General features: G+C 61.4%; 14 protein-coding genes. 6 read left to right on the top strand and 8 right to left on the bottom strand.

The annotated features are described in order from the left end of the window. Nucleotides 1–338: 338 nt before the first annotated feature. From ABIT12_RS06705 to greA, 4 genes are all read right to left on the bottom strand, one after another. Nucleotides 339–1289, bottom strand: coding sequence for a M12 family metallopeptidase (locus ABIT12_RS06705; protein WP_348045997.1), 951 nt, complete (start codon nt 1287–1289; stop codon nt 339–341). Further along, complete coding sequence (locus ABIT12_RS06700; RefSeq protein ID WP_348045995.1) at nt 1286–2125, bottom strand: hypothetical protein; 840 nt, start codon at nt 2123–2125, stop codon at nt 1286–1288. The genes ABIT12_RS06705 and ABIT12_RS06700 overlap by 4 nt, the downstream gene beginning before the upstream one ends. A gap of 160 nt (nt 2126–2285) precedes the next feature. After that, nucleotides 2286–2768 (bottom strand): hypothetical protein, encoded by a 483-nt coding sequence (locus ABIT12_RS06695; protein WP_348045993.1) that lies wholly within the window; start codon nt 2766–2768, stop codon nt 2286–2288. 576 nt (nt 2769–3344) lie between these two features. Continuing rightward, complete coding sequence (gene greA, locus ABIT12_RS06690; RefSeq protein ID WP_348045991.1) at nt 3345–3827, bottom strand: transcription elongation factor GreA; 483 nt, start codon at nt 3825–3827, stop codon at nt 3345–3347. Between the two features lie 76 nt (nt 3828–3903). Here greA and ABIT12_RS06685 point away from each other — a divergent pair, with 76 nt between their 5' ends. The 3 genes from ABIT12_RS06685 to ABIT12_RS06675 all read left to right on the top strand — a co-directional run bounded on the left by ABIT12_RS06685 (nt 3904) and on the right by ABIT12_RS06675 (nt 6633). Further along, nucleotides 3904–4122, top strand: coding sequence for a hypothetical protein (locus ABIT12_RS06685; protein WP_348045986.1), 219 nt, complete (start codon nt 3904–3906; stop codon nt 4120–4122). 93 nt (nt 4123–4215) lie between these two features. Further along, entirely contained in the window at nt 4216–5433 is a 1218-nt protein-coding gene (locus tag ABIT12_RS06680) for an MFS transporter (protein WP_348045984.1), read from the top strand. A gap of 198 nt (nt 5434–5631) precedes the next feature. Further along, a complete protein-coding gene (locus ABIT12_RS06675; RefSeq protein WP_348045982.1) occupies nt 5632–6633 on the top strand; it encodes a hypothetical protein in 1002 nt (333 codons plus the stop codon). Between the two features lie 55 nt (nt 6634–6688). Here ABIT12_RS06675 and ABIT12_RS06670 read toward each other — a convergent pair whose 3' ends face one another. After that, nucleotides 6689–7084, bottom strand: coding sequence for a hypothetical protein (locus ABIT12_RS06670; RefSeq protein WP_348045977.1), 396 nt, complete (start codon nt 7082–7084; stop codon nt 6689–6691). A gap of 81 nt (nt 7085–7165) precedes the next feature. Further along, nucleotides 7166–7855, bottom strand: coding sequence for a DUF1223 domain-containing protein (locus ABIT12_RS06665; protein ID WP_348045975.1), 690 nt, complete (start codon nt 7853–7855; stop codon nt 7166–7168). A 187-nt stretch (nt 7856–8042) separates the two neighbouring features. Between ABIT12_RS06665 and ABIT12_RS06660 the strand changes: the two genes are divergently transcribed. Both ABIT12_RS06660 and ABIT12_RS06655 read left to right on the top strand, forming a co-directional pair. Then, nucleotides 8043–8726, top strand: a complete 684-nt coding sequence (locus ABIT12_RS06660; protein WP_348045973.1) for a flavin reductase family protein — start codon at nt 8043–8045, stop codon at nt 8724–8726. Nucleotides 8727–8870: 144 nt separating this feature from the next. After that, a complete protein-coding gene (locus tag ABIT12_RS06655) occupies nt 8871–9611 on the top strand; it encodes a class I SAM-dependent methyltransferase (RefSeq protein ID WP_348045971.1) in 741 nt (246 codons plus the stop codon). Nucleotides 9612–9622: 11 nt separating this feature from the next. Here ABIT12_RS06655 and ABIT12_RS06650 read toward each other — a convergent pair whose 3' ends face one another. Beyond that, nucleotides 9623–9997 carry a VOC family protein gene (locus tag ABIT12_RS06650; RefSeq protein WP_348045969.1) on the bottom strand — a complete coding sequence of 125 codons (375 nt, stop codon included), beginning with the start codon at nt 9995–9997 and terminating at the stop codon, nt 9623–9625. 99 nt (nt 9998–10096) lie between these two features. Here ABIT12_RS06650 and ABIT12_RS06645 point away from each other — a divergent pair, with 99 nt between their 5' ends. Beyond that, entirely contained in the window at nt 10097–10702 is a 606-nt protein-coding gene (locus ABIT12_RS06645; protein WP_348045967.1) for a 5'-methylthioadenosine/S-adenosylhomocysteine nucleosidase, read from the top strand. On the opposite strand, the gene ABIT12_RS06640 is transcribed toward ABIT12_RS06645, so the two are convergent. After that, on the bottom strand, nt 10699–10998 hold the full coding sequence (locus tag ABIT12_RS06640; RefSeq protein ID WP_348045965.1) for a hypothetical protein: 300 nt from the start codon (nt 10996–10998) through the stop codon (nt 10699–10701). The two genes, ABIT12_RS06645 and ABIT12_RS06640, sit on opposite strands and share 4 nt — an antisense overlap. Between the last annotated feature and the right edge of the window lie 94 nt (nt 10999–11092).

Here is an 11092-nt window from a genome sequence, read left to right as displayed (position 1 = left end):
ACCATCGGACAAATGCGCGATGATCCGCTCATCAGCTTGCCGGCAGTTCCCGCACGCTGATCATCCCGGCCAAGCCGGAAATGCGTGGAGGCCCTGCCTCAGTTACACCACGCTATGGGGCACGATCCAGAATGTAAACACTGACCTGCATCAGTCACCTCTTGCGCCCCGACGAGAAACTAACCTGCCAAGCCCAACCCACCCCCCAAAAAAGACCTCATGGTGAGGTTCAAGCCCTTCGCGAGCCTCGAACCACGAGCGGCCCGTGAGCCACGCCCCGTCGTTCGAGCCTTGCCATGCAAAGCACCTCACCGGACGCCCGCTTGGGTTTGCCTGCCCTACTCTCCCAAAATCCCGGCGATTTTGTTGAGCGGAGCGAGCAGTTCCAGATTGGGTTCGGGCGGGGCGCCGTCAGGGATATTGCCGTCGGCAATTGCATAAAGCTGCTGCGCCAATGCCCGGTCAACAGCCGAAATGCGCGTCGTCTGGCGCGGGATGTAACAACTCGCATGGTCGGGGTCCAGGAACGCCCCTCTGTTCAGGGAATAGAGCATGATCGACTGCCGATCGAACGGGGTCGCAATCAGCGTCTTGGTCGTCGCCAGCGACAGCTTGGCCATGTTGTGGTCGACCACCTTCTTGGTCCAGCCCAGCTGGGTGTAAAGGTAATCCCAATTGAACTGCTTGTCGCAATCAGCCGCGATCGATTGGTGTTCGTGCTTGAAGCCAATGGCGTGTCCGAACTCATGCAGGATCGTGCCACGCTGCGATTCACTAGCAGTGGCGATTTGATCGAGGCCCTCGAAATTCATCGTCGGCGCGGTGTTTTTGACCAGCTTGGCTTCGGCACCTACACGGGACCACTCGCCGCCTTCGTTTCCGCCCTTGAAGGCGATGCGGATGTCGCTGGGATGCGCCGGGTCGCATTGGCGCCGGTTTCCTTCAGGGCCAAAATCAAAGCTCAATCTGGTACCGGTCGTCCAATCGGCCGCCACCCCGGCAATGGCGTTGCGGGCGGACTGCGCTGATCCCGCAAAAAAACACGCGGTCAACACGTCCTTGCGCCAAACCAGCGCGCTATCCATGATCCCTTCAAGTCCAACGGTGGAAGCGCCTTTTGCCAGCAGCGCGCTGATCTCGGCTTCCTCGGCGTCAATTTGCTCCAGCGTGGCCTTCTCGTCATCGTCCAGAACCGCCTCGTCGCCGACCAGTCCCGGCAAGTCATGCGCCAGCGCTGGCCCAGCCATGATGGCAAAGACGAGAGCGGCAACCACGCCATTGAGTTTCATTGAGCTTTCCCCGTTGCGATGGCCAGAATTTCAGGCGCCAGCCGAACGCCGACGTTAAATCCGGTTTGGGTGCCGCAGGAGCGGTCGCCGTCGCTTAGCAGCGCGCCGTTCCGAAGGTGCATCCCGGCAATCAGGCGGCGGGCCGGTCGATCGCCCTCGGGCCTGCGGATTGCCATGATCGCCGCGCCGCTCATGATCGCGAATGTCGGAATGCGGTCAAACAGGCATCTCGAAACCAGTTCGGGATTCTTCGACAAACTGGCACCCACATCCAGAACGGGCCAGAGCTTCCCCCCGTTAACCCGCGAAAAGCGCATTGCATCACGCCATTTATCGGGATTGCCCTGTTCGGTAATGAAATAGGCAAATTCGCTGATCGAGAAGATATAGACCGCATTGTCAGGCAGGATATCTCCGGCGAACACGTCCGGCGTCCAAGTGTAGGGCAAGTCGGTGTCGGCGATTTGATAAACTGCCCAATCGTCGAGGTCCGCGGCGGCGTCGCCGCGCGCAACAACCGATTTGACCTCCTTGATCACCTTGATCTCCTGCTCGGGATGGCCGAGCGGACGAAACACCAGCTGCACCCCCGGAATACAATGATGCGCCGTTGCTATGAGATTGGGGGCAATCCTGAAAGCCGAACAGAATGGCAGGCTTTCACCGCCCGAGAAATGGAACAGCACACCCACATTATTGCTCAAAAACTCCCGCGTCTCGGGCTGCATAATATCTGCCCATCGGGCAAAGCAGTCCTCGTCAAAGGCGGTGTATTCCTTTAAATGCGCCCGAAAATGCGCCTTCATCGGCTCGCCTTCCCCAACCACCTCCAGCACGCCCTGGGCGTTTTATCCACGGCAAAGCCGTTTTGTAACGGCAACGCGTGGTACGCAGCCTCGCACTTTGGATGAAATGAGCCGGCGTCGATCGGCTGTGCAGTTGCCGTATGACAAGTCGCCAAAATCGAAAGCGCCAACACGATCCGCAGGGCGATCGCTAACATACCGGCATGCGGGCTGCCGGATTCTTGGCCGCTTGTTCCACCCCGTCCGGCGTTGGTTTGACAAGGGCACCGCAGGGGCCCGCGGCCAATGGGTTTTTGCCGTTCATTGCTCGGGCTGGCTGGCCGGCGCCAGCCTCGTACGAGCCCTGCGCAACCTGGTTTGCCGCAAACCCGGGCCTTTGAGCATAAACATTTCCGTAACCGGGCGGTCCATTAGGTCGCATCATCGGCATCTGGCCGTAACGCTGTGCCCAATTGCCATTGCCCTGCTGTTGCACGGGACGACAATACCCATTGTTGTAACAAACTTCATTTTGACGGCAATTGCCAAAGCCGCAATTTCTGGACTGTGCCTGGCTTGTTTCGGTTATTTCAAAGTCGGAACAGCCCGCCAAACTAATGAGGATAAAAAGCATCGCTGCAGGTCTGGCCGCCATCTTGCAAAATTCACGCACCGCAAGAGCATAAGGATCCAAAACGGCCTCCGAAGGTCAGCGCTGGGTCGACAACTTGTTGCCGGCAAAACTATAAGAGATTAGTATTGTATTAACATTTATGATCGACTGCAAGAGGAGGTGAAAGAACGTGCTGTTCTGCCGGACTTCCCAAAAAGATGGCAGTTGTTAAGTTTTTCGGGGACAGCATCGGGTCGCGTGCGGACCTGTATAGTTGATACTCCAGCGCAATGCGTTGGTGTCTCTTCAGGAGCCCCGCCGGACGTCACCCCTTCAAAAAACTTATCCCCACCCCCAAAACCTCATGGCATTATCCACCCATCCCCGTCATACACGCGGCCCCCACGCAGGGTCGGGCGGGGAGATCGTGGGATGGGGGCGCCTGTCCAGCTCGGGTGGAAACTCGGCATGCGCATCTGCAATAATGGTGCGCCTGAACCGGACCCTTGCAGAAAAGCGGATCGTGACGGGCGGCCATTGGGCTACTTTATTTGTTTCGGAAGGTCCAATGGCCGCCCGTTACCGTGCAACCGCAACGCCGCAAGGCCAGGCGGCGCGTACGCACGCCCGCAGGGACCATCGCCAAGGCGCGCAAATCTACCTGATCTGCAAAATTTCCAGCTCCCGCTCGCCCATATTGACCACGTCGCCCTCGCCCTTGCCCATCAGCGCCCGGGCGATCGGGGAAACATGGGAGATCGAGCCGGCCTTGGGGTCAGCCTCATCCTCGCCGACGATGCGGTAACTCTGCTCCCGCCCGTCATCACGCCGAAACCGCACCGTGCTGCCGAACGCCACCACATCCGTCGTCGCCGCCTCAGGCACCACCTGCGCGCTCCGCACCCGGTCGGTAAAATAGCGCAAATCGCGCAATGGCACGGCGGACAGCCGCCGCCGCTCGTTGATCTCCTCGATGGCGCTGGCCGCAGCATAGGCCGCCCGCGCCTCGGCCAGTTGCCGCTCCAGCGCCAACAGCCCCGCCGCCGTCACCAGGTTCGGCTCCGCCGAAATCGGCCGGTCCGGCAGCTGCGTTTCCGCCGCCGTTTCCGCACTGTCTTCCTTGGTAAAGGCAACGCTCACTGTCTCGTCTCCGTCCCGCCGCAACCTTATCCGCCGCGCCGCCTTGTACCACCAGATCGCAACCCCGGAGGATCAAATGATCAACGGCATCCCCAGCAGCTACCGCATCGCCCGCGAAACCGAAATCCACGGCTTCACCGTCGAACCCGGCACCTATTCCGGCATCATCTCCGGCAATGACAGCGATCGGCTGGCCGACGGCACCTACGTCCGCCACTGGCTCAAAATCCCTGGCAGCGCCGACCGGCTCGACGTCACCCACCTGGTCGAAACCGGCGCCATCGAGGCCCTCTAGGCAGACGCTAACTGCAAAAAATCACTCGCCCGCTGTCGATCCAGCCTCGCCCCGTCCGACAATAGGTGACACAATTCTGTCGCGGGGGACAAAATGGAACGACATTACGGCTGGGTCATCGTTGCAGCGGGCGCGCTGATCACCTGCATCGCCATGGGCGCCATGTTCGCCCTGCCCGTCTATTTGCAACCCATGTCCGACGATACCCAATGGGGCCGCGCCGGCATCTCCACCGCCATGACCATCGCCTTCATCGCCATGGGCGTATCCGGCTTTGCCTGGGGCGCCGTCACCGATCGCATCGGGCCGCGCCCGGTGGTGCTGATCGGCTCGATCATGCTCGGCATCGGCCTGTTCACCGCCAGCCGCGCCCCCAATCTGCTGGTGTTCCAGATCGCCTATGGCGGCCTCTGCGGCGCCTCGGTCGGCGCGTTTTTCGCCCCGATCATGGCCACCACCCTGGCCTGGTTCGACCAGCACCGCAGCCTTGCCGTGTCGCTGGTCTCCATCGGCGGCGGCGTTGCCCCCATGGTGATCACCCCGCTGGCCAGCGTGCTGATCTCAGCCTATGGCTGGCGCAGCGCCATGCTGATCGTCGCCATCGGCGTCTGGGTCATCCTGATCCCCGCGACGTTCCTCATCCGCCGCGCCCCGGCAGCACAGGCCGAGCCCAAACCCGCCGCCGCCAACCCCGCAAAACCGGGTCGCTCCGCCGCCGCCACCGCCCTGCGCACCCCGCAATTCATCGTGCTGGCCGCCGTGTTCTGCCTCTGCTGCGCCGCCCATTCCGGCCCGATTTTCCACACCGTCAGCTATGCCATGCTCTGTGGCGCCTCAGCCCTCGCTGCCGCCAGCATCTACAGTGTCGAAGGCGTCGCCGGCCTGTTCGGCCGCCTGCTGTTCGGGCTGATGGCCGACCGCTTCGGGGTCAAGCGCGTCATCGTCGGCGGCCTCGTGCTGCAGGCGGCGGGCATCTACACCTACATTTACGTCAGCCAGCTCACCCATTTCTACCTGCTCGCCGCCGTGCTCGGCATGGCCTATGGCGGCGTCATGCCGCTCTATGCGGTGCTGGCCCGCGATTACTTTCCGGCCAGCGTCATGGGCACCGTGCTGGGCGGTATCACCATGACCTCCAGCATCGGCATGGCCATCGGCCCGCTCGGCGGCGGCTGGATCTTCGATACGTTCGGGGATTATCACTGGCTCTATGTCGCCTCCGCGGCCATCGGCCTTGCCGCCGCCGGGGTGGCATTGGCCTTCCCGCGGCCGCCCGGTCCACTGGCAACGGCCCGGTTGGCGCCAGTCTGATTTCGAATCACAGCCAATTGCACCCATGAACTCAAACAACGCCGCCATGCTCGATGCGCTCATCGTTTCGGGGGACATTGCCATGAACAAATTTGCCTGCACTGGCGCCGCGATCCGGCGCCGGCATTTGCCGCGCAGGTGTTAAGCTCTGTTAATGATTCTGCCGTAACTTGCCTCTCACTTAGTCCAGAGGCGTTGATGGCCACCGATCCGCGCGTCGCAGCGCTCAGCCAGAGCAAGCAGGCCGCCACCTATGCCGGGCTCAAAAAGCTCGGCAAGGCGCTCAGCGACGCCAAGTACAATGCCCAGCCTCGGGGCGGCAACGTGCGCTTCGTCGAAAACAAGACCAAGATGCCCGACTACAAGCAGCGGGTTACCTACAGGACCGAAATCGTCAAGACGGCCATGCCCGTCTATGAAGACCGACCGGTTGTCGCCACCATCGTCAATGGCACCAAGCCAATCAAGCCGCATAGCGATCTGGCCACCGCCCAGATCGATGACGGCGCCAATTTTACGGTGCAGGTTGGTGACGGCGATCCAGCCGAGATCACCTTCACCGGCAATCGCGTCAGCCTAAAGATCGGCGCCGCCATCACCGCCTTCGACTATACCCCCGGCGCCGGTGCCCTGGCCGACAAGCTGACCAAGGCGCTCAATACCATCCCCGGGATGCAGGCCAGCCTCGACACCGAGGGCAAGCTTAAACTCAAGACCGACGACCTGGCATCGCTGAGCATTGATGATGCGGCAGACGGCACCCCCAGCCCGCTCGACGCTCTAGGTATCACGCCGGGCGATTATGAAGCCGGCCCGACCACTGAAAAAGTGCAAGTCGGCACCCAATTGGTTCCCACCGGCACCAAGCAGGTCGAAATCGGTCGCGACTATGAGCGCATCGCCGACAAGGAAATCGTCAGTGGCGTCACCGCGGTGCGCGACAAACCTAGCGAAAGCGACGCCGTGCTCACCGCCGCCAGCCGCAAGCAGATTATCGATGCGACGCTGGCGCTCGATGCGGCGGTCGGCCAGAAGGAATTGGTCAAGGGCGTCGAAAATCCGTTCTTCGGCCTGCGCACGCGCATCGGCCTGGGCAAACTTAAGACCGCGACCACGCGCGGTGATCTGGGCCTGAGCGGCCTGCAAATCGCGGTTGCACTCAAGGCCTATGCCAAAGCGTCGGCCGGCGGCTCCAAATAGGCTGGTATCGATCCGCACGGCCGCCAGAGTAGAGTTTCCAAACGGTCACTGAGAGCTACTCGACGGCAACGGCCAGCTTGAAATGCCCGGTAACGTTCTCATCGGCATCGGCGCCCATCTGGTAGATGCGCACCGCGTAAACGCCACTGGCTTTCAGCTTGCCGCTGAACGCAGCGCCGTCCATGGAACCGTCGAAGATGAAGTTCTCGTAGCCGCCCGGCCCCAGCACGCTGAAATAGCCGTTGCTGTCGATATCCATCGATACCGCCATGGTCTGCCCGGCCTTCGCCGCCAGCCGATAGTCGATAAATTCGTCGCCGGTTACCGAACCCTCGATCGTCGCGCCGGAGGTCCCCGCATCGAAATGCACCTTGTGGACCTGCTGCGCCAAAGCTGGCGGCGCCGCCAGCAGCAATCCGGCCATCAGCGCCGGCAGCAAGATCTTGATCATCGATACGCCCCCACCCATCCTCGGGCGAAAGCCTAGACGCCGCCGATCACGACGACAAGAACTCCCGCACCCGATGCGGCCCTAGTCGGTCCCCACACCAACGATCTGCCCGCCGGATTTGCCTTGCACCAGCACCGCGGTCTTCAGCCCGCCGCTGGCCTGTGGCACCGCAAACGACGCGGCAGCGCCGGTCCATGTTCCCAGCCGCTGCAGATCATGCACCACATGGGTATGGGGTAGTGTCCGCCCGGTATTCTCGCCCCGCGCCACCGGCACCTCGACCACCTTGGGATCATACCGCACCAGCCACACATCCGTACCGGCGCCGGGCGCGGCACCCGCCGCAATGCTGACTTTGCCGCCAGCCAGGCTCACCGCCGGCCCACTGATCCTGGGCAGGCGCGCAATCAGTTCGTCAACCTGCTCGATCCGATTGCCGACGACCGTACCCGCGCCATTGACCACCATCTGCGGCGTAAAGGGCCCCTGCTCGCCCAGCGCCGGCTCATAAATCCGCTGCCGATCGGTATAGGCCTCCTGGCCAAACGAATCCTTCCAGCCCAGATAATCCCAATAGGTCACGGCAAAACTCAGCGTCAGCATATCCGGCCGATCGCTCAGCGTAATCAGATTGGCATTGGCTGGCGGACACGACGAACAGCCCTGGCTGGTAAACAGCTCCACCACCGTCGGCGAACCCGCAACCGCCGCCCCCGCACCCAGCCCCGTTGCCAGCACTACACTGGCCGAAATCATCGCCAAACGCTTCATCGCTCCGCTCCCCTTGGGTTCACTGCAAGCCTGTTCGTGCGGGATGCCCCTGCGGTTACACAGTCGCGGCCAAGTGATCGCACTGCGCGCTGCGCCCACCAGCCTTGCAGCAGCCCGATGCGCAATTCCTTGAACTGCGCCAATCCCGCTGCAATGCTGCGCCAACCGCAGATCGGATCGCCATTCCATGAGTGAAATCAAACAGCACACCCATTTCGACTTCACCGAAATGTCGGCCCGCGACCGCTACAAACTGCTGATCGGCACCGTCATTCCACGCCCCATCGCCCTGATCACCACGTTCAGCGCCGATGGCAAAGCCAATGCTGGGCCGTTCAGCTTCTTCAATGTCCTGACCCACGATCCGGCCATCGTCGCCATCGGCGTCGAAAACTACTCAGACCTGCGCTTCAAGGACACCGCCCGCAACATCCGCGAAACCGGCGAATTCACCGTCCATATCTGTGATGATGCCATGGTCCGACAGATGGAAATCTGCGCCATCAAATTCGGCCCCGATGTCGATGAACTCAAGGAAGCCGGCCTCACTACCGTGCCCGGCCAGCACGTCCGCAGCCCGCGCATCCTCAATGCGCCCGCCGCGCTGGAATGCAAGCGCTACATGACCCTGGAAGTCGGCAAGGCCCGCGAAATCATCCTCGGCGAAGTCGTCGGCCTGTTCGTGCGCTCCGACGCGGTCAATGACCGGCTCCACGTCGATCAACACAAGATGGACGCCATCGGCCGCCTCGGTGGCCACAGCTACACCCGCACCCGCGACCAGTTCGAGATCAAGACCCAAACGGTCGAGGAATGGGAGGCCGCAAAGCAGCAGGCGTCTGGCCCGCAGAAGAACCCAAAGCCTCAGTAACTCCCTCTAGTGCTTGGAGAATACCTGGTCATCAAAGACGCCCCGGGCGATTAACAGTCGGCCCGGCAACCTAAGATCGACGCTAATACTTGACGGAAATTCACAAGACGATACGGTCCCCTCACATTTTGTGAGGATGTATCTATGAGCATAAAGTCAATATTGCGCTCAATTGTTCCCGCGCAGGTCAAAGAATTACGTTGGAAAAGCATCAAGGCAGCACGCGAGGCTGGTATTGCTTCACTACCCTTGGCGGGGAAATTTAACGAGATTTATCGTCGGGGGTATTGGGGCAGCAACGCTGATGGTTCGCTGAGTTCTGGTAACGGCACCCGCGATCAAGCCATTGTCGGGCCATACGTTGCGAGTGTTGGCAACTATCTCAAGACCGTGCCTGCGGGTGTCACGGTGGTGGATGTCGGATGCGGAGATTTCGAAGTTGGACGGCAGATACGGCCTTTTACGGCGAAGTACATTGCCTGCGATATCTCCACCGCGATCATCGAGCAGGATCGAAGCCGGTTTACCGATCCAGACCTGGAATTCCTGGTGCTCAATGCTGTCGAGGATGAGATACCTCCCGGAGACGTGCTCACCATCAGGCAGGTTCTCCAGCACCTCTCAAACGCTGATATTGCGCGGATCGTACCGAAGCTATCGGCCTTCAAGGCCGTGATTATCACTGAGGGTGTGCCTGCTGGATCGTTCGAGGCCAACATCGACCACCGGGCCGGCTTTTCGGTGCGGCCAATAGAAAGCCACTCTGGCGTGGACCTCGCGCTCCCCCCCTTCAACCTGAGGTACAAGGCGTGCCGGGTGCTCTGTGAGCCTGAAAACACCGGCAGCGTGGGTAGGATCAGAACGACTCTCTACGAGATGTCCTAGACGCAGCGCCCTTACATCCCTTCGACAAACCCCAGAATATTCCCCTCGGAATCCTGCGCCCAGGCATTTTTCACCGGCCCGAACGTTGCCAGCCCGTTGACGGTTTTCAGCCCCGGCAGATCGTAGTCGAGAAACACCACGCCCTTGGCGCGCAGGGCCTTCATGTCCGCCTCCACGTCGCTGCTGGTGAAGGTGAACAGCGTATGCTTGGCCGTGCCCGCAAATTCGGATTGGTACATATAGGCGGTCACCCCGCCAAAACTGTACGACGCGCCATATGGGCTGCTTTCGGTCGGCGAAATACCCAGTACCTCCGCATACCAGCGCTTGGCGCGCTCCAGGTCGTTGGCCGGCAGCATGGCAGAAACAGCGCGATTGGCGAACATGGCACGCTCCTTTCAATTGATCAGCAAGGGACTAACACGAAACCGGCCCGAGAGTTGCGCGCCCCCTTGGCAAGCGCCAGCACCTTGTTAGGGTAGCCCATGTCCATTCTCTATGTCATGGCCGCCAGCGCCGAATACGGTCCGCATCTGCGATCGCGCATTACCCCACTGCTCTGCGGCGTCGGGCCGGTGGAAGCCGCCATTGCACTCACCCACGCGCTTGCGCAGGCCGACACCAACGGGAAACTGCCCAGCCTGGTCGTCTCCCTCGGCTCCGCCGGCTCCCGCACGCTCGAACAATGCGGCATCTACCAGGCCAGCAGCGTCGGCTATCGCGACATGGATGCCTCGGCCCTGGGCTTCCCCAAGGGGCAGACCCCGTTCCTTGATCTGCCGATTATCGTGCCGCTATCGCCAGCACTGCCCGGCATCGCCCAAGCCGGCCTCTCCACCGGCGCCAACATCGTCTCCGGCGCCGCCTATGATGCCATCGAGGCCGATATGGTCGATATGGAAACCTACGCCCTGCTCCGCGCCTGCCACACCTTCAATGTGCCCTTGATCGCCCTGCGCGGCATCTCCGATGGCAAGCATGAACTCTCGGCAATGGCCGACTGGACCCAATACCTGCACATTATCGATGAGAAACTGGCCACCACTGTCGACCTGATCGAAGCAGAATATGCCGCCGGGCGATTGCCCTAACGTGCCGCCTTCTTGTCGCGCCGCTTGCGGCTCCAGGTCGTCCACTTGCGGGTGCCACGCAGGATCGCCGTATTGATCGGCCCCTGCAGGAACACCAGGTCCAGCGCCAGCAGCAACAGGCCCAGCGGCAGCATCCAGATGCCCAGCACCGGCAGGAAGCTCAGCAGCCCGCCGCACACGAACAAAATACCGAGCGGAATGCGCACGATCCGGGCCTCAGGCTTGCGCAGCCATTCCAGCCAACGGGCCGCAAACGGCGGCATCCGGCGCTGAATGCGGTCAAATAACCGGTTCAATCTGTGGCTGCTTTTGCTCGCCATCGCTGCTCTGCTCCGTGACTTATCGACCTAACATGGGTTCCTCGGTCATCATTGCAAGCAGTGCCATTCG

The sequence above is a fragment of the Devosia sp. genome (assembly GCF_039927955.1).
Lineage (GTDB): Bacteria > Pseudomonadota > Alphaproteobacteria > Rhizobiales > Devosiaceae > Devosia.
The sequence above is the reverse complement of the archived record's forward strand: the minus strand, read 5'-3'. Positions and strand labels throughout refer to the sequence as shown.

Bases quoted from the DNA above. Each gene is read 5' to 3' on its own strand.
- ABIT12_RS06670 (WP_348045977.1), bottom strand. From the start codon at position 7,084: ATGATCAAGATCTTGCTGCCGGCGCTGATGGCCGGATTGCTGCTGGCG.
- ABIT12_RS06650 (WP_348045969.1), bottom strand. From the start codon at position 9,997: ATGTTCGCCAATCGCGCTGTTTCTGCCATGCTGCCGGCCAACGACCTG.
- ABIT12_RS06665 (WP_348045975.1), bottom strand. From the start codon at position 7,855: ATGAAGCGTTTGGCGATGATTTCGGCCAGTGTAGTGCTGGCAACGGGG.
- ABIT12_RS06675 (WP_348045982.1), top strand. From the start codon at position 5,632: ATGGCCACCGATCCGCGCGTCGCAGCGCTCAGCCAGAGCAAGCAGGCC.
- ABIT12_RS06685 (WP_348045986.1), top strand. From the start codon at position 3,904: ATGATCAACGGCATCCCCAGCAGCTACCGCATCGCCCGCGAAACCGAA.
- ABIT12_RS06705 (WP_348045997.1), bottom strand. From the start codon at position 1,289: ATGAAACTCAATGGCGTGGTTGCCGCTCTCGTCTTTGCCATCATGGCT.
- ABIT12_RS06680 (WP_348045984.1), top strand. From the start codon at position 4,216: ATGGAACGACATTACGGCTGGGTCATCGTTGCAGCGGGCGCGCTGATC.
- ABIT12_RS06655 (WP_348045971.1), top strand. From the start codon at position 8,871: ATGAGCATAAAGTCAATATTGCGCTCAATTGTTCCCGCGCAGGTCAAA.
- ABIT12_RS06660 (WP_348045973.1), top strand. From the start codon at position 8,043: ATGAGTGAAATCAAACAGCACACCCATTTCGACTTCACCGAAATGTCG.
- ABIT12_RS06645 (WP_348045967.1), top strand. From the start codon at position 10,097: ATGTCCATTCTCTATGTCATGGCCGCCAGCGCCGAATACGGTCCGCAT.